Origin of the sequence: Arthrobacter sp. S41, assembly GCF_004320535.1 — a bacterium.
GTDB lineage: Bacteria > Actinomycetota > Actinomycetes > Actinomycetales > Micrococcaceae > Glutamicibacter.
Window position 1 is genome coordinate 62,492 of record NZ_SIHY01000001.1, and the last position, 22,200, is coordinate 84,691.

Here is a 22,200-nt window from a genome sequence, read left to right on the forward strand (position 1 = left end):
CGGGCGGGAAAGGGTGTTTTGTGGCTACCAATCTAGCAACCGCCTATGTCCAAATTCAGGCTGTTACTCAGGGAATGGGTAAGCAACTTCAAAAGGATTTCGGGGGAGCAGCTGACACCGCTGGCGATAAGGCGGGCAAGACTTCGGGTAAGAAGTTTGGCGGGGCTTTCGCTGGCGTGGTCAAGAAGGCTGGCGCGATTGGGGCGGCGGTTGCGGTCGGTTTGGCTGCTAAGGGTGGCATCTCTCGTGCCCTGAATATTGAGAACGCTCAGGCGAAACTCAAGGGTTTGGGAAACGACACTCAAACGGTTTCCAAGATCATGGACAACGCTCTCGCGTCGGTGTCCGGCACATCGTTTGGTTTGGGCGAAGCGGCTACGACTGCAGCTGGCGCTGTAGCGGCAGGCATCAAGCCCGGTGAAGCGCTTGAGCGAATGCTGAAGTCTGTTGCTAACTCGGCGGCTTCGGCTGGCGTTGGCATGGATGAAATGGGTGCGATCTATAACAAGGTCGCGACCTCTAATAAGGCGCAGGGTGACGTTCTCGCGCAGGTCAACGAAAAGGGTATTCCTCTAACGGCAACCCTTGCAAAGCAACTCGGCAAGACTGGCGCTGAAGTCGAAAAAATGGCTTCGAAGGGCGAGATTGGCTTCAAAGAGTTCGAAGCCGCCATGACTCAGGCATCCGGCACCGTTGCCGCCGAAATGGGCAAAACTTTCACCGGCTCCATGGCTAACCTTTCTGCAGCCGGTTCCCGTATCGGTGCAACGGTTATGACCCCATTTTTGGAGATTGCCCGCGTTGGCGCTAACGCCCTAATTCCCGTCTTGGATGGAATCAATAAGGCGATTGCACCCGCTATGGCGAGTTTCGGCGCATGGGCTCAACAGAACATTCCAGGCGTGTTTACGGCGATTAGCGACGCGGTTTCGCGGGTGGGTAGCGCGCTTGGCCCGCTGGCCGCTCAGATGACTGCAACCATGACGCCAATGCTCGCACAACTGGGTAGTGCTATTGGCCCGTTGATTACTCAGATTGGCGCGGCGCTGGGGCCGGTGTTCGCGCAGATTAGCGCGGCGATCACACCGCTTATTCCTCAGATTGTCGAGTTTGCTACGTCGTTCTCGCCAATCGGAATTATTGTTCAAGCGCTGTTGCCGGTATTGCCTCAGATTGCGGCGATGCTGGGAACTCTTGGCGTGGCGTTTGGGCAGATTGTGGCGGCGGTCCTTCCGTTGGCTACAACCCTGATGACAGCAATCGTGCCTGTGTTCATGCAACTGGTGTCAACGATTTTGCCGGTTGTTATCCAGTTGGTGACAACGCTTGTTTCAGCGTTCGCCCCATTGGTGGCGCAACTTGTGACCGCGTTGGCCCCGATTCTGAGTCAGCTCGCAACGAGTGTTTTGCCGTTGCTTGGTCAAGCGTTCGCGGCGATCTTGGGCGCGATCATGCCTGTGGTCAACGTGATTCTTGCGATTCTGATTCCGGCGCTTCAGTTCTTGATGCCGATTGTTATCGGAATTGTTCAGGGCATCGTCAATAACGTGATTGGCGCGATTCAGGGAATCGTCTCGGTTATTACCGGCGTGATTTCGCTTATCACCGCCCTGTTTACAGGCAACTGGGCTGCAGCTTGGGCGGCGTTGAAGCAAATTGTTTTCGGCGCTGTGCAAGCGGTTTGGAATCTTATCCAGCTGTACTTCGTGGGCAAGATGGTCAAGGGAATCATGACCGTGCTGAAGAGCATCACAGCGCTCTTTACGTCTGGTTGGAATGCGGTTAAGACTACGGTTCAGGGTTCGCTCGGTAGCGTGAAAGCTACCGTGCAAACCAGCATGAATCTTGTGCGAACGATTGTTCAAACTGTGCTTAGCGCGGTTCGTAGCGTCTTCACTAGTGCGTTCAATGCGGTGAAGAGCGTCGCTAGTGGTGGCATGAGCACTGTTCGGAGCACGGTGCAAGGCGCGCTTAACGCGGTTCGAAGTGCGTTCTCAAGTGCGTTCGCCACGGTGAAGAGCATTGTTACTGGTGGCATGAGCGCGGTGAAGTCGGCTGTTCAATCCGGCATCAACGCGGTAGTGAGTTTCTTCAAGGGTCTCGTTGGGAAAATCACCGGGGCGCTTGGTGGCCTACCCGGCAAGCTTCGCACCATTGGCACACAAATGATTGACGGCATGATTAGCGGCATTAAGGCCATGGCCGCGAATGTTGTTGATTCGATTGTTGGCGTGGCTAAGGGTGCGATTGATAAAGCGAAGTCGTTCCTAGGCATCCATTCACCGTCTCGATTGTTCCGTGACGAAGTTGGTAAGCAGATCACCCGAGGCATGGCTGAGGGTATCGTTGCCGACCAGGGCAAAGCCGTAAAGGCCATTGAGTCAGTTTCAAAGGCGGTCACTAAGGCCGCTGAGACGCTGGTCAAGGATGAAACTAAGCGCCTACAATCTGCACGTTCGAAGCAGAATAAGGCGATTAGCGCCCAGAACAAGAAGATTTCGAAACGCAATCAGGCACTTGGCAAGAAGGCTTCCAACCTTGGAGCCTTGTCTTCTTCAGCGGCTACAGCCAAGGCCCGCAAGAGCTTGGGCAATAAGGCCACTAAGAAGGCGGTTGCGGCTGAAGCGAAACGTTTACAGGCGGCTCGCAAAGCTCAAATCAAGTCGATCCGGAACAGCAAGAGCGGGCGCTTAGATTCCTTAGGTTCGTTATCTAAAGATGACGCTGAGAAGCAAGCTAAACGAAATGTTCGCGTGCAGCTCAAGGCGTTGGCGAAGGTTCAGAAAGAGCTTGACCGGCAAGCGACTGTTACCAAGGGTATTTGGGAGTTTGGCGGGGTCAAGGGTGTTCAGCGTCTTGTGAACTCGTTGAGCAAGGCGGGCAACTGGACAAGCAACGCGACTAAGCAAACTCGTTCGGCAACCCTTACCGACTTGGCTAAGGCCCGCGAAGTTATGGCTGACCGTATCGAGTCGGCTAACAAGCGTCTTGACGAAATGGTTGATTACCGCAACCAGAACGCCGAGCGCATCATGGGTGAGCTTGATTTAAAGCCAACCGAGGGTAAGGACGGCAAGAAGAAGAAGCTGAGCATTGCCGAGGTTTCTTCGCGTGTGAAGTCGTTGGCGGCTAAGGCGAAACAGTTCGCTTCTAAGCTGGCAGCTTTGGGCAAGGCGGGACTTCCACCGGGGCTGATTTCTGAGATTGCCGGTTATGGCACGACTGAGGGTATTCAGGTTGCGAACGCGATTCTTTCGGGAACAAAGAAACAACAGTCAACCCTTGGTAAGGATTGGAAGGGTCTTGAGTCGGCTTCGAAGCGTTTCGGAACGGTAGCCGCTGGAGAGTTCTTTGGGGTTGGTATTGCTGCTCAACAGGGGATTATCAAGGGCCTTGAGTCTGATGATAAGAAGCTGAAGAAAGCGGCTGAAAATCTGGCTTCGAAGCTGACTAAGGCGACACGTAAGGCGTTGGGTATTCATTCCCCGTCTCGGGTGTTCCGTGACCAGGTTGGTTCGTATATTCCTGCTGGTGTTATTGCGGGTATTGATCAGGGTCAGAGTGAGCTTGATAACCGGGTTGCTGGCATGGTTCGAACTGCCCCGCCAGCCTCGCAGACCACGGCGACGGCTCCGACTATTGGTGGCGACGGTATGCCTGTTGAGGGCTTTACTGTCAACGGTCCGCTAGTCACGGTTGAACGCTTGGTTGTTGATAATGATCGACGCGTGAAACAGGTGGCGCAGGAATTGCATACACGTGGTTCTCGTTCTGCGCGTGCGCAGGGCAAAACGGTTATGGCTGGGGTGACGCGTTGAGTTTCATTTATGGCGGTTCGGATTCGAACAGCTTGGCCGGGGTGACGGCTACTCTAAACGAGTGGCCGTCACTGGACGGTTTGAGCCTTATTACCGAGGAAACCCCAGGGCATGACGGGCGAAGCTTTCACGGGGCAACCCGCGAATTTTCTCAGTTCGTTTTCGAGGTGATTATCTCGGGCGCAACTTCTGAAGAGGTTGCGCAACGGCGCGATAATTTCGTTGGCATGATTGACCCGTCTCGCGGGCCGCGCCCGCTGGTTGTTGAGTTCGATACGTTGTGGCAATGGCAAAACGTCATGGTTTCGGAAAGCATCAGCTGGGAGCGGTTCGGCTGGCAACGCGGTTCAGGGTTCAACCTTCGCGGTGAAGTTACCTTCGAAACGGTTGGCTTGCCGGATGCTCGCGAGGTTACCCCGCAGAGCGTTGCGTTCACGGGAACAACTTTGTTCACGTTGTCGCGTGGCAACACGGCTTCTTATCCTAAGCTGACTTTCCCGGCGACGAATGCGACCGGCCAACCGCCTTTCGTAGTGAAGATTGGCGCGTTCACTGTTGAGGTGAAGGCAGGCATTGCTACCGGGTTGCGTGCGTCGATGGATTGGGAAACATTCGAATTCTATTTGCTGAATGCTTCAGGTTCGAGGGTGGCTTCGTTAGTGCCCTTCATGAGTCATTATCAACGCCCAATGTTGGCGCAGGGTGTGCCGACTTCGATCAGCGTCACTAAGTCTGGTGCGGGCGTTGCTGGCGCCGTGTTGTATCCGAACAATCGGAGGGTTTAGTCAATGTATGATGACCGGTTTGCTTGGTCGGGCGAAATCCCGTTGGGTTTCCCCGGCCTGAATCCTATTGCTTTGCAGAGGATCACGCCTGATGCGGGGCTAATTTACAGCGATAGTGTTACCCCAACGCGCAAATGGTCGCGTGTGGTTGGCGGCGCTAATGACGGGTTTGTTCAGGGCGCTTGGGGCTACCAAATGAGCTTGAACAGCGTCAATCCGGCAACGGATAAGGGCGGCTTCAAGCTACCGCATTTCTCGGGCTTGTGGCCGTCTGCTGGCAAACTTCTTATGGGTTTGTGGACACGCCAGAACTATGTCATGGCGCACAGTCCGCTAATGTCTTCGCGTGGCGGTACGCCGTTGACTTACCTCGCAACAACGGCATCAGGTCGGTTGCGTCATCAGGTTTACAACTCTGCGGGCGTGGCGATTCTCGACCAATACGAAGATCACCCTTGGGTTCAAACGGCGGGTTGGCAGTTCGTTGGGCAACTGTTGGACATGGATGCGAAAACGTCTCAAATGTTCTCGGTCAACCAAGCAACCAAGGCGACTTGGATTGGCCCGGTGCGCACCTTTACGGGCGTGCCGAATGCGGCCTGTACCGCTGACCTTGACGTGTACATGTTGCCTACGGGCAGCGTGTGGACTACAGGCGTTTTTGACGAAGCGCTTGTAGCTCACCCGACCGGCGTATTCAGTCTTACTGACTTTGTTGACTCAATGTCTTTGGGCTTGTGGGCTGACGGGCAGTTGAACGCGAACCGAACCAACTTCACCGTGTCCGAATCGGGCATCGTGCCGAATGGTGCGAATCGCGAGATTTCGACGGGTGCTGAGCGTCTTTCGTGGACGGCTCGCCCGGTACTTGTCGGCGCACCGGCTGGCGTTGTGCCTTACTGGTCATCTGACAACGGGGCTTCATGGCAGACGGGCGCCGAGTTGCCGGAGCCTTTCAACGGCTTGTTGCGTTGGACTGTGCCTATTGTTCAGGGGCAGTCTTTCAGCGGGTTTGATGTTGTTGAACCTGTTGAGCCACCGCCGACGCTTGAGCCGATTGCTGACCGTTCGTTGGATCAGGGCGACATTGTGCACGTGCCTTTGTCGTTCTTTGCGTATAGCGCGCCAACGTGGACGGTTGAAGCGCCCTCAATGGCTGGCGTGACGGTAACTGATGGCGTTTTGTCGGTTGCCGCTGGTTTCCAAACCGGTTCGGGTTTGGTCACTGTTACTTTGTCGGATGACCTGAATCGTTCGGTGTCTCAGTCGTTCACGGTGACGGTTATCCCGCGCCAGTGGGAAGAGCCGGATGCACCCGAGCTCGCGCATTCGCCGATTGTCCTTTGGGGCGAGTCGCTACCTGAAGCGGTTCTAATTGACCCGTTGGATGCTGTGGTCACTAACGAAGTGAACGGCGAACAAAAGTTTGAGTTTTCGCTACCGGTAGACCACAAGTACGCGGGCGTTATTGAGAACGAACGTTACGTGTCGGTGGCGGGGGAGAAGTACCGTGTTCGCCGTACTGAGAAGTCACGTAATGGCGGACAGCTTCTTCTTGACGTTTACGCTGAGGCCGAGTTTTACGACTTGGCTACGGCTACCAAGGTCAGCGCGAAGGACTGGAAACAGGTCACGGCGGGCGAGGTCATGACTACTGCACTCACTGGCACAGGGTGGAGCGTTGGAATTGCTAACGTGACCACGCTTCGCACCTATGAGACTGAAGAAACTAACCCGCTGGCTTTGTTGCGTTTGGTTCAGGAGAACCATGGTGGCGATTTGGTGTTTGATAACAACGCCAAAAAGGTTTCGTTGGTTACTCAGTCTGGGCGCGATAAGGGTGTTGGGTTCTTCTATGGGCGCGGGCTCACTGAGGCGCGTCGTATCGCAGACACAACCGCCTTGGTTACCCGCTTGCATGTGAAGAACGCGGACGGGCTCACGATTGCGAGCGTCAACGGTGGCAAACCGTATATTGACGATTTCAGTTTTACGAGTGATGTTCGCGTTGACACTTACGAGTTCAAGTCGGGCACTACACCGTTCACCATGCTTGAAATGTCTCAGGTGATGTTGGCGAAGCGTGCCAAGCCTGAGTATTCGTATGAGGTCAAGGTAAGTGATTTGTCGGTTCAGTCTGGTTCGCAGATTGACCGGTTCGGCGCTGGCGACTTGGTGACGGTTGTTGATAACGACCTTGGGATTTCGACGGCGCAACGGATTGTTCGGCTCGAATATGACGTTGTGAATCCGTGGGATTCTGAGATTACTTTGTCGGCTGTGCTTCGTGAGACTGGTTCGGATGACGTGAACGATGCGGGCACTTTGAACACTGGTTCGGGTGTGGCGACGTTTGACCTTGTGCCGTTCAACCTGTTGCTGAATGGCCGGTTTGATAACGCTATGGAGCATTGGGCGTTTCATGGTGCGCAGCACGTTGAGGGTGGCGTGACCGGTGATTATGCGGTTGCGTTGAGTGGCGCGGGCGAACGGTGGATTGAGCAGACTGTTCAACCTGATAACCGTTCGGCTTACGCACTGAGTTTTGACTTGTCTTCAGGTGGCCCGGCTGGCTGGGTTCCGAACGTGAAGGCTGAAGTTGAAGTTACTTATGAAGATGGGTCAACGGAGATTATCGAAATTGATCTTGTTTAGGGGGCTGGTGTGCCAAGTGGTGTATTGAGGGTGAACGCTCGCCCGGCGAAGATGAAACTTCGAATCACATCGTCGGGCGCACCGGCTTCGGCCAACGTTGAAATTACTGATGTGATGTTTCAGCCGGGCGCTGCAGTGTCGGGCTGGTTGCCTCACGTAACAGAAATGCCGTGGGTATCGGGTGTAACCGATATGGATTCAGGGGGTGGCAGTGTGGTTATTCGTTGGGAAGATATCGAGGGCAAGCCGATAAGCTACCCGCCAGCGAGCCACGTTCACACCATTGACCAAGTGACCGGGCTACAAGGAGCGTTGGATTCCAAAGCGTCTTCTAGTTCGGTCGCGTCGATTGTGACCCCTGCGAAAAAATGGGCGGGGCTTGTCTCTGCACATGACTCGGCGGTGACGGTTGAGTTTGACCCTGACTATGGGTGGATTTCTTGGATTGACTTATCGAAGCTTTCCACGGTTGGCGATATAGCGTTTTCGTTCCCGCACTCGGCTTCTTCAAGCACTGCAGCGCGCCCTTACGGGTGGAGCATGAACGTTCTTACCGAGGGCATTGGGGGAGTGACCGCGCTTCGACCCCGCGTCGATTATATGAACGGCGCAACGGTGACCGGTTCGAACGCTGAGTTGTCTTTGACGGCTTGGGCGACATGGGGTTACTCGGTTGTGCATGACTTTATTTTGCCCGCGTCACGTTTGCCGAGACCGACGTTTGTCGTTGTCGGTAACACTGTCGGTTCTACGGGGCGTATCGGTTTGACTCGCCCAGTACTTGCAACTAAATCGGAGGTGAGCCAGTAGCTATGACTTTGGTTCCGAATCAGCCGTATCCAGACCTTATCGCGTGGGAAGACTTAGAAAGTATCCTGATTAGCGGGTGGGGTGTTCCAGGCGATTATCAGTCATTGCAGGGCAAGGCTGACAAGAACGACGTAACCATTTTCGGGCGCGTGCAAATTGGCGACTTACATATTTTCGCTAATGTTCCGCTTCACCTTTCGCCAGCTCGGCCAATCAGTTTGAACGCGCAGATACTCGGTGGCCCGTCTTGTCTTGTGGAGTTGCAATATCGCTCAAGCGTCGGGATTTACCAGATGGTCTTGTCAGCGTTTTCGCTTGGTATGACGAACGCTGAAGTGATTGCTACGTACAAGGGAAAGTACCTGTCGATTTTCGGAACATACCCACGAAAGGCGGTGTGACCGTGGCGCTGGATTTACCTGTCCTGTCAACCCCGTACCCGTCGATGTATCCGATCTATGACCTAAGCCAGTTCTTGTCGCTGGGCATCGCTACGACTTCTACGGGAGGCGCATTCTCGGTTTGGGGTCAGATCACACCGAACCTTGTAATGGTCTCGTTGCGCGTGAATCCCTCGGGAATTGTTAATGAAGCCTCGGGAAACATCATTGAGGGTCTACCCAATGAGTTCAAACCGGTTGTCAACACGCCAGACTCGGCTTTGCAGGGAATCTTCTTATTGACTGATGGGCGCGTTTGGAAACGACCCTACTCGCAAACCGGTTGGTATCTTGCCGAGAGAACAGAGGTTTCTTGCATGTTTACAGCACCACGGAGGGCAGTATGAGCAGCATTTACGACTTTCCCAAAGTGCCTTCGCCTTACCCAGACAAAACGCCTTGGTATGACCTTTCGAGCCTAACCGTGAATGGTTGGGCAGGGGACGGGCGAACGTTCGTTTTCCTTGCAAAGATTGAAGATAACCAAATCAGTTTCTATCTGCGCACAAGGTACGGAACAAGCAACGTCGTAGTAACTGATTTACCGACCGAGCTACGGCCACCGTTCCAGCTGGTGTTCAATGCGTATCTAGCGATCAACGAGTCTGGCTATTCTTGCTTATTCACGCCTGACGGCAAGGTTCAGATTTGGGTTTCAGGCAACGACTATTCGCGGGTTGCTAACGGCAGTCTTCTAAACCTAGTTGTCGAATCAACATATGCGCGGAGGGTGTGATGACAGTGTTACCCGGTCAGCCGTACCCTGACCGCCCAGCCTGGGAAGACCTTTCGCCGATGCTATTCAACGGTTGGGGCGTGCCTGGGGAGGCCCAGAATTTACAGGCTTTCGTTGATGGGAACACTGTCACGATTTTTGGACGAGTGCAGATCGGCGCCAGCACGCATGCAATGGTAATACCAGAACATATGGAGCCGATACGACAAGCTTCGTTGGACGCGCTTATCTTGCGCGGGCCAACATGCCAAATGGAAATTCGAACGCATCCAAGCAATGGTCGGTGGAATTTGTTCCTGTCTGGTTACGCACTGAATCTGAGTGGCGCAGAAATGTTAGAAAAGTACGCAGGTATGTACGTCTCAATTAGGGGCAGCTATCCGCGTAGGATGCCTACGACCTAGGAGGCTTTTTGCGTCTACAGCAACCGATCTACGTCAAAAAGCCTGTGAAGTCTATCCGGCTTAGGATCACAGCTACCGACGTTCCTGAATCGTCATCTGTGCTGATTACCGACGTGCAACTACAAGCCGGAGAGCTAGCAACTGGCGTAGTACCCAACGCGCTAGAAGCCGGAACGAAACAGCTCGGCAAACAATACCGCAACGGGGTAGTCAACAATCGAATGACCCTAGTAGCCCTATCTAATGCCGACGCTGCAGCGCCCGTACGCATGCGAGTCATCAACGCCAAAGGTGAAACCCGCATCGGCTCCTACCGTTACGGCAAACTAAACGGCACGGCAGTAACCGACGCACGCCAACACCTAGCGTCGAAAGGTTGGGGAAGACCGCCAACAATCACCGAGCGGTCAAACCTCAACCTAGAAGCATTCGCGACCGGTCGCCTACACTTGCGCCTCGCCTGGAACGAAAGAGAATGATGACACCAAACGTTTGGGTATGGGTCGGGCTTAGCTGGACCGAGCGAATCCGCATGGTTCTAGAGAACTACGGCGACCGGCTGACCGATGTATCAATCTTCGGTTGGCGGGTCGGCTCCAACGGGGCGCTAGAACAAACCTTTGACCCGTCACTGTTGGATGTGTACCGGGCTAAATGGCCTCACCTACGCTTCTGGCTGTGCTTCAGGAACGACGGCGTAGGCTCAGTGTTTACGGCTCTACGGAACGACGAAACCGCCCGCGCACGGCTCATGTCTGACCTTGGCGACGTGATCGACGCTCACCCTTGGCTACACGGTATCGACATTGACCTAGAGCAAGGCGGGGCGGCATCCAACAACGTTGCCGCTGAAGCCTTGTTCAAACAGGTTGCTGACCTCGCGCACGGGCGAAACATGCAAGCCTCGGCAGCTCTACCCGCACTAACCTCCACCGGCTCAGTTGGTGGAGAAGACTGGGTGCGCTACAAGCAGCTCGGCGCGCTCATGGATCACGTTTCGATCATGTCCTATGACTTCGCCTGGTCAGGTTCAGCGCCCGGCCCGGTGTCGCCCGGCTTCTGGTTGGAAGAGGTTTACAACTGGGCGAGTTCACAAATCACCCCGTCAAAAATCAGTATGGGCTTACCGCTCTACGCCTACTTCTGGTCAATCCATGACTACCCCGAATCGTGGGGCGCGACACGGCGAGGCATTTCAGGAACGTATTACAGTGCTTGGCAATACTTTTCAGGCTCTCGCGCATGGTCAGACTCAGGAACGCATTACCCTATCGGCTGGGTAGCGTACCGGGATTCGTTGAGCATGAGCGCGTGGGGTTTCTTGGATTGCTACGACTGGAAAGAGCCGACCCAATGGGAAGACTCAAGCGGTGTCTTCTCAGGCGTGTTTGCTAACCGTGAATACGCCGTACGCTACGGGCTACCGGCTGGCGTTCCTCAATGGTCAGTCTCAGATAACTCGGTTGGCTCAAGCTATGTTGACTATGAGTTCAACGCTGAACCGGTCATTGCATCGAACGGTGACACTGTTTCGCCGAAAGTTGGTTACACGTTGACCGCCGAAATAATTCAGCGCGAACCAGTAGCCGCAACAATCATTGATGACTATGCCACTTCAACCCAACAGTTGAACGCCGTTTACACTCAACCATCTGGCGCATGGGCTTACCAAGCCGTCACGTCAAGCTACAACCAATATCGGGGAACTGGCACGCTACGGTTCGGCAACGACTTTGGCGCGCAATCGCTCTACGCCATGGCACGATTCCAGTTCGCAACCGCTGGCCGGTTCAGTGTCACCTCGCAAGGAATTACCGCTGAACTATCCAGCGCGGGCGAACTGAAGCTGTTGCGCGGCTCAACCGTGTTGGCAACGAAACAGTTCGGCGCGCAGGTTGTCGGCGGCGCAGCGCAGGTTGGCCGGTGCGTACTCGGTTTACGAGTGCGCGAAAACAGTGCCCGCGTGTACTTCTCGCAGGCAGAAACAAGCATCCCGTTACAGCTAGAAGTCACCACAACGCCACCGGGCGGGCCGACAGAGTTTAGTTCAACCGGCATCGCTTGGATTGATCACGCCTACCTTGGAGACGGCTGGTGGTATCAACCCCGCGAAGCCGTGGAAGTCACTGTCAACGGTGTGTCAAAAGTGTTGGGGCGTATCGAACGAACCGGCGTTACATGGGATGACAAGAACCGGTTCAAGCCAGATTCCGACGTAGAAGAATCCACAACACGCGAAACCGGGCTATCCCTCGACTGGGTTTACGCACATTGGAAAGACCTGCCAATAACGACCGGAGTCAACACCACGTATCGAGTCCGACCTCTCGACCATGACCTTTGGCTAGGTCGGCTCATGGCGTTGGACCGTGACGGGGCAAGCATCGTTTACTTCACCGACGCAACAACGATCACCCATTGGCGCGGTCGCGCTGTCCTTGACTGGGGCTTGCAGGGCATTGCCCTGTGGTCGCTCGGTCAAGAAGACATGCGACTATACGAAACCCTTGAGGGCGGGCTACTGCCAGCCAACACGAAACGACTAGACGAATAAAGGCGAAATGCTATACACAATTTCGACCGCGATAATCGAAGCCGACGAACCTCGAAAGGCTTTGATTTCCGAACCGATTATCTTGGCGATACTGACTCTTTTCGGGGTAATCGTCACAGCTTACCTAACCTACTTAGGCGTAAAGGCCAAGGTTGACCGGGAACAGCAAGACTCAGACCGGGCGCGTATGAAAGCCCTTGAAGATCGTTTGGACGATACCGAGCGCCGAAACGTCGGCTTGTGGGCTTACTGCCGGGCACTCATTGACCATATTTATAAAGGTGGAGGCGCACCGCCGCCAGACCCGCCCCACACGATCAAAGACCTATTCGACTAGACCGTTCACGCGGTCTTTTTTTATGCCCTGACGCAAACGCGCCGGGGCTTTTCTTATGCCCAAAACAGGGCAGAAAGTGAGTTCGAAAATGGCTGTTTCTCGCCTCGGCTGGGATTTGCTAGAGCCAACATCTACCCGCCTTGTGAGCTTCAAATGGATCACCGGCAAGGTTCGAACCGGTGACGGTCAAGTAATCCTGGACTACCTGTGCGAACGCTTCAATTCTGAGGTTGAACCAATCGTCAAGGGCTGGTCTTGGGGCTACGCAAAGCGCGACGTACGCGAAGCCTCGGGCATCCCTTCCGAACATCAGACCGGTTGGGCGATAGACATTAACGCCCCAGTCCACGGCCTCGGACTTGTGAACACTTTCAGCAACTCTGATGAATCTGCCATTCATCGAATCCTGAAGGACTTGGGCGGGGCGGTTCGTTGGGGCGGTGACTACGGAGGCCGCAAGGATGAAATGCACTTTGAGCTTCAGGGCGGGCTTGCCCTTCTGAAGCGTGTTGCCGACAAGATTCGCGCCGGTTCTTCCCTTGGCTCGGTAACCCCGCAAGCGTCGAAGCCAAAGCCAGCCCCTAAGCCAGCTTCGACCCGCCCAACCGATTACGCGAAGCTCGCGACCGATGGAAAGTTTGGCAAACAGTCCGTTGAGGCGGCCCAAATCCTTATGTCGCAGATCGGCCTTTACGAACGGGCGATTGACGGCGAGCTTGGCGAATACACATGGAAGGCGTTGCAAGAGTGGCTGACCGGCCTCGGCCACTATGGCCGGGCTATCGACGGCAAGCCAGGCTATTACACCTACCTCGCCTTGCAACAGTTCCTACGCAAGAAGGGTCTCTACCCGGCTTCGAAGTGGTTGCTTGACGGCAAGTTTGGACCGGCGACTATTGCGGCGTTCCAAAAATATTTGAACACCCAACGCGGCTAACAAGCCGTTTCCACTTGTGCCGCCCGTAACTGTTTCGCGGGCGGCATTCCTCAACCCTCAAACAGATTGGAGACCCAGTGAAGAACTGGACTCAACTTATCCCGGCCAATATCCGCAACGCGCTCTACATCGGCTTTGGTGTCCTATCGCTGGCACAGTCCGCGATTCTCGCCTATAGCGCAGCCGTTCAAACCCCGGCGCCTATTTGGGCTATCGGTGGCGGTGCTGTTCTCGGCGTGATTGGTGGCGCGTTCGGCTTCGTGGCAGCGGGCAACGTCGATGTGTCTAAGACGTTCGATGAAACGGTGAAGCAAGCCGCGCAGGACGCGAAGACCGCTTACCCGATTCCTGGGGAGCACGCGGCAACTACCGCCGACCCTGAACGCTACAACGTCGACCAGTAGCAACCCATAGTTTTCAGCCCGTTAGAAGCGATTCTGGCGGGCTGTTTCATGCCTCGCGTCAACCGGCGCGGGGCTTTTCAACGCCCAAAAATGGGCAGAACGGAGCCAGCAGAATGGCTTACCCAGCAACCGCTATCGTGCAAGACGCCGTATGGAACGCGAGCGCAACCAAGTATTCAGAAACCACTCACGCCCTTCAGGTGGAGATGCGCAAGAAAGGCTACTACACAACCGCCTACCTTCTTGATGGAAAGTTTGGACCAGCCACTATCAAGGCGTGGCAGCGCTACATGCGCGACTATGGCCGCTACGAAGGCAAATACACCGGCGCGATTGATGGCGAGGTGAAGGGAATGACCATTTCGGCCGCATACAGCTTCTTAGCTCCAGACGGTGGCAACGCTTGGGGAGTGATCTATAACTACAATCTCAACCCGCAGATCATTTTCCCTGAGTACAGCACAACCCTAGCTTGGCAGAAGTTCTTGAACTACCGCCGAAACAAGGCCTAGTCACGAAAGCGCCCCGCACGATCAAATGATCATGCGGGGCGCTTTTTTGCGTTTAAGTTCTAGAAGTCTTGCAAGTTATCACGGGTGGCTTTTCCTGTTGCGCCATTAGTGGATGAAACATGCACTTCCTTGAGAGCTGGCGTGTCATTGCCCGCCGTGAACATGATTGTATTCCCTAGAATATTCAATTCTTTTGTAGACCATTTGCCACCGCCGACAGTGACACCGAGAATGCCTTTCGACTCTTCGCTCCACTCGGTGATGTAGTGGTGTGGCAACTTCTTATTGAACTGGTCGAAAGACGATTTACTGTTTCCGTTCAAAAACAGGTTGATCATGTCATCAGCCCATGCTTGCCCGGCATCCACCTTTTTCGTTTTGGTGGCACTAGGTGACTCTGCAGCCAACGCAGGGGCAAGGCTAGCCGACGCGCTAGGCGTGCTTGTGGCGCTCGGCGTAGCATCAGCCGACTGATTGCCCGCCGTGCACCCGGCAAGGGCTAGAGCAGCAACGAGAGCGAGCGGGGCAAGACGTTTCAAGATTCCTCCAAAAGTATTTGATTCAAGTCTATTAGTAGGGTCAGACGGTTAGACCCAATGAAAAGTTGCGGAAGGGTAACGATCAATAACGCGGGCAGCAATCGCCAACCACCAACCGTTAGGCCGGTCGCCGTCACCTTCAGGGAACGACACCGAGTCGCCACCCTTCGCGACCTCAAGGCAAGACTCAAAATCAACGTCATGAGTTGCCCGCACATCTAACAGCGCTTCAAGTGCGCTCGGTCCAGGCGAATACTTACCCGATTCCCAACCCCGAATAGTGCGGGGATTGATCGAAAGCTTTTCGCCGAGCTGATCAGCGGTCAAGCCAACCAAGCGGCGGGTTGCCGAAATCTGTTCAGGGGTCATCTGTTGTTCCTATAGGTATGGGCGAGGCTTGCGCCCCGCCCGGTCGGTTATGCGCGTCCGCGAAGTGCTTTGTCTACATCTTCTTGGACTCGGGCAATAGCTTCAATCGTCCAATGAAAACGCTCTTCGCAGATTCCGGCGAGCTCGTTCGCGTCAATATGGTCATTGAGTTCTGAGAAACTCTTGCATGAGTCTAGTTTCATCTCAGAGATTTCGGCGAGCGCTTGGGCTACGGCTTCAGCAATCTCGACTTCAGTTGGTGCGTAGTAGTGGTCTAGCTCGGTCTCTTCGAATGACGGGGTTACGTGGTCAGTCATGGCGTGGCTCAATTCTTTGCGCGGGTGGCGGGTCTTGTGGAGGGTGGCGGGGCTTTCGCCCCGCCGTTCCTGCTTCTAGGCGACTACGGCACAGTAAGCGATTTCAAGGGCTTCGCGGTAAGTGCCCGAGTAATTGACGTCCATGAAGATAACTTCCATAGCATCGTTCAGGTTGTGGCGGGTTTCAATGGTGTCGGCCATGAGTGCGTAGACCATGCGTTGCTCGGGTGTTCCGAAGCCTTCCATCTGCTGATCTAGCAAGACCATGCACGCGAAGAGTTGTTCGGTGGATTGCTGAGCTACTTTGTCATTCAGCTTGTCTTTTGCGTTCATTTCGGTGTCTCGATTCCGGTCAACCTGGGGCTAGTTCCCCGTGGTTATGAAACTAGCTTAACACCCTATTTTAGGGTGCGCAAGTGTGTGAACCTCGAGATCAACCAAGTGTCCGATCCAGAGAAAAGGCTGATTCGCGGTAAATCGACCCTCATAAGTTGGTCTCAAGCAGCGTAAGTGGTTGCACGTGGCTTTTCTGAGTCCACTGGATACTCGACGTGCGGTTATGATGTACTCAATTGCTAGGTTCGTGAGTACTTGCCTAGGGCAGTAAATATTCAGATCGAGAGTTTGTGTGCCATGTGCTCATGATGGTTTCACATGGGGGCAATCGCCTTTGGGCGCGCAAGGCCAGGAATGAGAGCATGGCAAATCGTTATCATCATCACCGCGTTTTTTGGTGCTTAGGGGAATTTCGGGTGCTAAGCTGGCGTTACCTATTAGGTAATGGTGATGCCTAGTGGAAGTGGTTTCCGATGACAAGAAATTACTCAAGCAGGCCAGTGACGATACAGTCGCAAAGAAGGAACTTGGAGCTGAACAAGCTAAGAAACTTGGGATGCGCGTCGCTGAATTGAAATCGGTCGATACTATCGAAGAGCTACTCGCGGGCACTGGACGCTGGGAGTTGCTCCTGCAAAACCGTGCTGGCACGTACTCAGGGCGCCTGAATGGAAATTGTCGACTGATCGTTAAATTTGAATTGGAAGATTCCGAGGGCGACGAGGAGCACGTGAATGTCGTGCATGCCTGTCTTCTTGAGATCGTGGACTATCACGAAAAGAAGAACAAGCGCTAGCGGCGCCTAATAATTGGACGGGGAGGGGACAATGACTACGAACAAGGTAACTACCAATTACGCGGTTGCACCCGGCGAATACATTAAAGAATGGCTTGAAGATGAAGAGCGGACTCAGGCCTCCCTTGCCCGCGATCTCGGCGTGAGTGCTAAGCATGTTAGTAAGTTGATCAACGGTGCCGTGCTGAGCCCTGAATTGGCATTGAAGCTTGAGCTCGTCACCAGTATTCCAGCTAAGAACTGGTTAGCACTCGAGGCTCAGTATCGTGCTGATCAAACCAGACTTGGCATGGAAAAGGAACTGGAACGTCATGCGGAAATTGCGAAAGCATTCCCGCTGACTGCCCTCCGCAAAGCAGGTATTATTACCGAAACGATGCGTAAGCCAGGAATCGTGCTTATGCAGTTAATGTCATTTTTTGCGGTTGGTGACCTAGAAGGCCTTGAGCGTCAGAGCCAACCGCTACCAGCTTTTAGACAAGATGTAGCGCATCCGGTTCGACCAGAATCGGTGCGAACTTGGCTGAGAATGATTGAACTTGAACTTGATGCGTCGGATCCTTTGGAACAGCCTTACGATGCGGATTCTTTGCGAGCGCTAATTCCAGAACTACGAGAGCTTTCTCGTAGTCAGGGTGCGTCTTTCGAGGGTCCATTGGTCGAAAAGCTGGCCAGCGTGGGAGTGCGAATTCTATTTGTGCCAGAAATTTCTGGCACTCGCGCACACGGTTGCACACAGTGGTACGGGGAAAATCCCGTTATAACCCTGACGCTCCGTGGTCGAGACGATGGCAAACTGTGGTTTACATTGTTCCACGAGATTGGCCATGTTCTCCTTCATCCGAAGAATGGGCCTATGGTTCAAATGGATGGGGAATTGCAAAGCGCGAAAGAGATTGCAGCAAACGAATTCGCATCAGAAACCCTGGTTCCTGCGAGGTTCAAGCCCCGATTGAGAAAACTGCGGTTCAATAGCGACGTAATTGAATTTGCGGAAGAAATAGGAGTTTCTCCGGGGATCGTCGTGGGGCAGCTGCACCACTTGGGCCTGTGGGAAAGAAATAGAGGGCACAAGCTTCATAATCGATTCACATTTGCCAGTGAGTAAGGCTCGGAAAAGTATGGCGTTGGCTGATTAGACGAAAAGTTTAGCCACACGCTAGTCACTTGACGTTCCTACTTTCTCTGTCGAATAACCAACCGCCCCACAATCAATCGATAGTGGGGCGGTCTTCTGCGTTAACATAATTGAAATTTGTTTCCATGCAATCCACCGTGGGGATGATTGATTAAAGATCTGTTTCACAGTAAGTTTCATGGTGTCAGGACCTGCGGAGGTTTCCTGCCAAGAAGTTTATTTTCTGGATCGAACGGAAGGTTGTACCTATGGGTCTCGGTGACAAGATAAAGAACAAAGCGCAAGAAGTTTCCGGAAAAATCAAGGAATCAGTTGGCGACGCAACCGACAACGAAAAGTTGCAGACTGAAGGCGTGAAGGATCAAGCGGCGGCCGCAACTAAGCAGGCTGGCGAAAACATCAAAGACGCTGCCAAAGACGTCAAGGACGATCTAACTAAGTAACGCGCAAAATAGGACTGCCCCATCCTCACAGTGAGGGTGGGGTAGTTTTATACGTTAAGGCACAATAAGACCATGCCCACGTTCTCTGACCCACGTTTCGAGCGCATGCGCTCGTATATGACCGGGGAATACCCATACGTGCAGGTGTTCGATCCGGGGTTGGGGAAGATCCACGCTAGGGTGCGTGGTTGGATGCAAGGTGAACTGTTTATCGAATACCCACCCAACGGCGCACGCTGGGTCTACAACGGGCGCTTAGACGTGAAGTGGATACCAACCACGGCAGCCACACGCATCAGACGGGCAGACAGCATCTGGCGTGGCACCGAAGACAATCACACCTGGCACCAACGCGAAGACCAGAAGATCAGCTTCCGACCAGACCCATGGACATCAAACCTCCCGGCATCCGACTAGAATTCGCCTTATGGATCAATACGGAAACCTAGGTCCATTCCAAGACTCCAAGATGCGTCAATGGTGGGATGAATTGGAAGTTGAAACGCAAGACGAAGACATGGCGGGCTTGGGATAAGTCTGTTTTATTGGGTTCGGCCTCTCGGGCATCCTGAACGCATATCAGACGCAAGATTATGGTCTATTCGACCCTGACACGCCCGAGCTGCGTACTTGTTCCCACCGGGAACGGACTACAATTTTTCATGTAAATGAAGCGTTCCCAGTTGGATGCTTCCAACCTCGAAATCCGCGTGATTCCGGGGCAAAACGGGGTTTTGCTATCGGGTTCAAATCCCGCTAGCCCGACCATCTTGTAAAACCCCGTCGAGAATTTTTCTCGGCGGGGTTTTGCTCTGCCAAAATAATTACGGGAGCAACCAGATGCAACGCAGGTTCCAACAGGTAGACGTCTTCAGTAGTACTGCTTATAAAGGCAATCCGCTGGGGGTAGTTTTAGACGCCCCGGGGCTCTCTAGCCAAGAGATGATCAACTATTCGCGGTGGTCCAATCTTTCTGAGGTCACCTTTGTGTTGCCGTCTGAAAATCCAGACGCGGACTATCGCTTCCGTATCTTCGCTAGGGAACGTGAGTATCCATTTGCTGGTCATCCTGCTTTGGGCACGGCGCGTGCATGGCTTGCCGAAGGGGGAGTGCCGAAGAATTCAGGGTTGATTCTGGCTGAATGCGAAGCCGGGGTTGTGCCAATCAAAATTCAAGGCGACGTATTGTCATTCGCCTCGCCGCCAACGATACGCAGCGGGACAATTGAAGCCAGCGAGCTAGCCGAGGTTCTGCACATTCTTGGTGTGGAGCAATCGCAGGTGCTCGATTCTCAGTGGGTGGATAACGGGCCCGGGTGGATGGCCATCTTGCTGGATGACCATGACCTTTTGCTTGGGCTTGATCCGAAGATTCCAACCCGTCCCGGTCGATGGAAAATCGGCGTCATCGCGCCTTTGGCTCATGCGCAAGGTGAAGAAAAATTTGAGGTCCGGGCACTGACCATCGAGAACGGAACCCTGCGAGAAGATCCTGTGACAGGGAGCCTGAACGGTGCAGCAGCGCAGTGGCTCATCAACACGCAAAAGGTCCACCCTCCACTGATTAACCGGCAAGGCTCGGTAATCGGGTACGAGGGACGCGTGTACCTAGACGCCAGTGACGAACATTTGTGGGTTGGTGGGCATACCCAGGTCTTGATCCGCGGAACTATTGAGCTCTAGGGCCCGATGCCTTGTCAGGGTCTTTGAGCCGAACTAGTCTTGAGAAATGGGAACGATAATTTCTGGGATGTTCTTCCACACAACGCCATAGCGTTGATTTATCCGATGTTGAGCCTAGCTCCATTGCCCACCCACGGCATCATGTTTCGGTGCCCGACAAATAACTGTGCTGCTTGATGGACTTTAGAAGTCTTTGCGCGCAAGGCAGGAAAATCCCATGACTCAGGCCAAATCTACAGACCTTGATGGTGAGGCTAACGGTGAAGACCGTAGCAATGCACTGTGCATTTTGGAGAACGTTAGTGTCAGTTTTGCAGACCTAGACGTACTGACCGATGTCGACGTTGTTCTTTCCTTCAACGAACGACTTGCCGTATTGGGCGATAACGGTTCAGGTAAGTCAACTCTCATGCGAGTGCTATCTGGAACGCTGGAGCCAGATCAAGGGCACCGAGTGATCAACGCGCCCGGGGGAGTTGCCTACGCTGCACAGAACCCTAAATTCTCCGCAGACATGAGCGTACAAGAGGTCATAAACTCCTACCACCGACGATTCCGCGAACTGGAAACTCTGATCGCTGCCATCTCGCAACGACTGCAGAGCGCTACAGGCCAGACGGCTGAGCGCCTCATGACTCAATTGCAGCAGGTTACCGACCTTTATGAGGCAGCAGATGGTTATAGCTTGGAACAGCGAGTGGACAGCGCCCTCGAGCAGCTGAGCTTGGGGGAGATTGATCGGCAACGGCCCGTCTCCCAGCTCTCCGGCGGGCAACGTTCACGACTGGGGTTAGCCTGTGTACTGTGTTCGGGAGCCCAACTACTGTTACTGGACGAACCGACCAACGACTTAGACGATTCTGCGATGTCGTGGTTGGAGCGGAACCTTGAAAAGCACCATGGAGCGTTGGTGGTCATCAGCCACGACCGCATGTTCCTACAGCGGTTTGCGCGTTCCATCGTTGAAGTTCATGACGGTTCTTTGGCGCACTATGGGAACGGATACGGAGGTTATCTGCATGCCAAGGAGCAGGAACGAATTGCGATTCGGGCGGACTACGAACAGTGGCTGGAGGAGTTGGAGCATTCTCAGCGTTTGGTGGAAAAGAATGCGGCTCGCGTTGCAGCTGTACCCCGGAAACAAGAAAAGGCCGGGTTTGGGCACGGTAATTTCCGCATGCGCAGTCGCAGCCATGGATCGACTTCAAAGATTCGTCAGGCCAAATCTCGCATTGAGGATCTGGAATCAAACCCGGCACCGAAGCCCGCGGCCGAATTGGAATTTGCCATGCCAACCGAAAGTGGCACTGGCGATGGCAACACTTGTTTGGTCAGAGCAACTAAGGCACGACGCGAGGAAGCGCCGCTGTTGGCAACGAGTAATTTTGAAATTAACCTAGGCCAGCGTTGGTTAGTTACTGGTCCCAATGGTGCAGGCAAAACTTCGCTGTTAAAGCTGCTGGCTGGCGAATTAGATCATTCTCAAGGCAAAATCTGGCGAGCAGAAAATCTGAGCTATGCGTGGTTACGACAAGAGCTCGGACAGACCCCCGGAGAAAGCTTGCTCGAATCATTCGCTCTGGCGACGGACAGTTTTGTTGAAGAAGCTGCGCCGGTGCTGGCTAAGTTGGGGCTGTTTAGGGCCAATGATTTTCCGCGGCATCCGCTTTCGCTCTCGGTGGGCCAACGCCGCAGGTTTGAGCTTGCTGTGGCGGTCAGCACTCGGGCGCAATTACTACTATTAGACGAGCCGACAAACCATCTCTCGCCGGCGCTGGTTGAACAGCTTGAAGAAGCGTTAGAGCAATACCCTGGAACGGTTATTACCGTGACTCATGATCGCAGGTGGCAGCAGAAACTCAGGGCGCAATCGAACCTTCAGAGATTGCATGTACGAGATGGTCAGGTGCAAGTCGTGAAATAGGCGAGTGGACGCCACGAACAACATCATGCATGGATACTGCCAGTTCCTAAGGTGCAAAACTTATGACGGAAGTCTGAATCTGCGCGCAGGTTCCAATGGCTACCAACCAGCACACGTATGTGCTGGTTGGTAGTCATTTTTTCTTTGGAGAGTGCGCGGTCTTGGTGCGATCAGAAGTGAGAAATCCACGAATTCGGACAAAGGTTGTGAGGCCGCTCACGGATTGCATATGATTAGTGTGCGATAAAAGAGCATCGAGTTCT

General features: G+C 54.0%; 22 protein-coding genes. 18 read left to right on the forward strand and 4 right to left on the reverse strand.

What is annotated here, in order from left to right; genetic code table 11:
* Window positions 1–20: 20 nt before the first annotated feature.
* The 12 genes from EYR88_RS00395 (at window position 21) to EYR88_RS00450 (ending at window position 14,392) form a co-directional block, all read left to right on the forward strand.
* Window positions 21–3,818: a tape measure protein gene (locus EYR88_RS00395; RefSeq protein WP_131087778.1), complete on the forward strand. Its 3,798-nt coding sequence runs from the start codon at window positions 21–23 to the stop codon at window positions 3,816–3,818.
* Window positions 3,815–4,603, forward strand: a complete 789-nt coding sequence (locus EYR88_RS00400) for a hypothetical protein (RefSeq protein ID WP_165477245.1) — start codon at window positions 3,815–3,817, stop codon at window positions 4,601–4,603. The genes EYR88_RS00395 and EYR88_RS00400 overlap by 4 nt, the downstream gene beginning before the upstream one ends.
* A 3-nt stretch (window positions 4,604–4,606) precedes the next feature.
* Window positions 4,607–7,258 carry a phage tail protein gene (locus EYR88_RS00405; RefSeq protein ID WP_131087780.1) on the forward strand — a complete coding sequence of 884 codons (2,652 nt, stop codon included), beginning with the start codon at window positions 4,607–4,609 and terminating at the stop codon, window positions 7,256–7,258.
* Between the two features lie 51 nt (window positions 7,259–7,309).
* A complete protein-coding gene (locus EYR88_RS00410; RefSeq protein ID WP_131087781.1) occupies window positions 7,310–8,068 on the forward strand; it encodes a hypothetical protein in 759 nt (252 codons plus the stop codon).
* Between the two features lie 2 nt (window positions 8,069–8,070).
* Window positions 8,071–8,469, forward strand: a complete 399-nt coding sequence (locus EYR88_RS00415) for a hypothetical protein (RefSeq protein ID WP_131087782.1) — start codon at window positions 8,071–8,073, stop codon at window positions 8,467–8,469.
* A 382-nt stretch (window positions 8,470–8,851) separates the two neighbouring features.
* Window positions 8,852–9,244, forward strand: coding sequence for a hypothetical protein (locus tag EYR88_RS00420; RefSeq protein WP_131087783.1), 393 nt, complete (start codon window positions 8,852–8,854; stop codon window positions 9,242–9,244).
* A gap of 412 nt (window positions 9,245–9,656) precedes the next feature.
* Window positions 9,657–10,127: a hypothetical protein gene (locus EYR88_RS00425; protein ID WP_131087784.1), complete on the forward strand. Its 471-nt coding sequence runs from the start codon at window positions 9,657–9,659 to the stop codon at window positions 10,125–10,127.
* A complete protein-coding gene (locus EYR88_RS00430; protein WP_131087785.1) occupies window positions 10,124–12,202 on the forward strand; it encodes a glycosyl hydrolase family 18 protein in 2,079 nt (692 codons plus the stop codon). Before EYR88_RS00425 ends, EYR88_RS00430 begins: the two co-directional genes overlap by 4 nt.
* Window positions 12,203–12,209: 7 nt before the next feature.
* Complete coding sequence (locus EYR88_RS00435; protein WP_131087786.1) at window positions 12,210–12,539, forward strand: hypothetical protein; 330 nt, start codon at window positions 12,210–12,212, stop codon at window positions 12,537–12,539.
* Window positions 12,540–12,627: 88 nt separating this feature from the next.
* Window positions 12,628–13,476, forward strand: a complete 849-nt coding sequence (locus tag EYR88_RS00440) for a M15 family metallopeptidase (protein WP_165477246.1) — start codon at window positions 12,628–12,630, stop codon at window positions 13,474–13,476.
* Between the two features lie 77 nt (window positions 13,477–13,553).
* Window positions 13,554–13,880, forward strand: coding sequence for a hypothetical protein (locus EYR88_RS00445; protein WP_131087788.1), 327 nt, complete (start codon window positions 13,554–13,556; stop codon window positions 13,878–13,880).
* A 113-nt stretch (window positions 13,881–13,993) separates the two neighbouring features.
* The gene (locus EYR88_RS00450) at window positions 13,994–14,392 is read left to right on the forward strand and encodes a hypothetical protein (RefSeq protein ID WP_131087789.1); all 399 of its coding nucleotides are present in this window, start codon (window positions 13,994–13,996) and stop codon (window positions 14,390–14,392) included.
* Window positions 14,393–14,451: 59 nt separating this feature from the next.
* Here EYR88_RS00450 and EYR88_RS00455 read toward each other — a convergent pair whose 3' ends face one another.
* The 4 genes from EYR88_RS00455 to EYR88_RS00470 form a co-directional block, all read right to left on the reverse strand.
* A complete protein-coding gene (locus EYR88_RS00455; RefSeq protein WP_131087790.1) occupies window positions 14,452–14,931 on the reverse strand; it encodes a hypothetical protein in 480 nt (159 codons plus the stop codon).
* Between the two features lie 48 nt (window positions 14,932–14,979).
* Window positions 14,980–15,300 carry a helix-turn-helix transcriptional regulator gene (locus EYR88_RS00460; protein ID WP_131087791.1) on the reverse strand — a complete coding sequence of 107 codons (321 nt, stop codon included), beginning with the start codon at window positions 15,298–15,300 and terminating at the stop codon, window positions 14,980–14,982.
* Window positions 15,301–15,347: 47 nt separating this feature from the next.
* Entirely contained in the window at window positions 15,348–15,617 is a 270-nt protein-coding gene (locus EYR88_RS00465; RefSeq protein ID WP_131087792.1) for a hypothetical protein, read from the reverse strand.
* A gap of 75 nt (window positions 15,618–15,692) precedes the next feature.
* Window positions 15,693–15,950, reverse strand: coding sequence for a hypothetical protein (locus EYR88_RS00470; RefSeq protein ID WP_131087793.1), 258 nt, complete (start codon window positions 15,948–15,950; stop codon window positions 15,693–15,695).
* A 460-nt stretch (window positions 15,951–16,410) separates the two neighbouring features.
* Here EYR88_RS00470 and EYR88_RS00475 point away from each other — a divergent pair, with 460 nt between their 5' ends.
* The 6 genes from EYR88_RS00475 to abc-f all read left to right on the forward strand — a co-directional run bounded on the left by EYR88_RS00475 (window position 16,411) and on the right by abc-f (window position 21,937).
* Window positions 16,411–16,749: a type II toxin-antitoxin system RelE/ParE family toxin gene (locus EYR88_RS00475; RefSeq protein WP_131087794.1), complete on the forward strand. Its 339-nt coding sequence runs from the start codon at window positions 16,411–16,413 to the stop codon at window positions 16,747–16,749.
* A gap of 31 nt (window positions 16,750–16,780) precedes the next feature.
* Window positions 16,781–17,857, forward strand: a complete 1,077-nt coding sequence (locus EYR88_RS00480) for an ImmA/IrrE family metallo-endopeptidase (protein ID WP_131087795.1) — start codon at window positions 16,781–16,783, stop codon at window positions 17,855–17,857.
* Window positions 17,858–18,135: 278 nt separating this feature from the next.
* A complete protein-coding gene (locus tag EYR88_RS00485) occupies window positions 18,136–18,330 on the forward strand; it encodes a CsbD family protein (RefSeq protein WP_131087796.1) in 195 nt (64 codons plus the stop codon).
* A 72-nt stretch (window positions 18,331–18,402) separates the two neighbouring features.
* Window positions 18,403–18,747: a hypothetical protein gene (locus EYR88_RS00490; protein ID WP_131087797.1), complete on the forward strand. Its 345-nt coding sequence runs from the start codon at window positions 18,403–18,405 to the stop codon at window positions 18,745–18,747.
* A 423-nt stretch (window positions 18,748–19,170) separates the two neighbouring features.
* On the forward strand, window positions 19,171–20,013 hold the full coding sequence (locus EYR88_RS00495) for a PhzF family phenazine biosynthesis protein (protein ID WP_131087798.1): 843 nt from the start codon (window positions 19,171–19,173) through the stop codon (window positions 20,011–20,013).
* Between the two features lie 217 nt (window positions 20,014–20,230).
* Complete coding sequence (gene abc-f, locus EYR88_RS00500; RefSeq protein ID WP_131087799.1) at window positions 20,231–21,937, forward strand: ribosomal protection-like ABC-F family protein; 1,707 nt, start codon at window positions 20,231–20,233, stop codon at window positions 21,935–21,937.
* The last annotated feature ends 263 nt before the right edge of the window (window positions 21,938–22,200 follow it).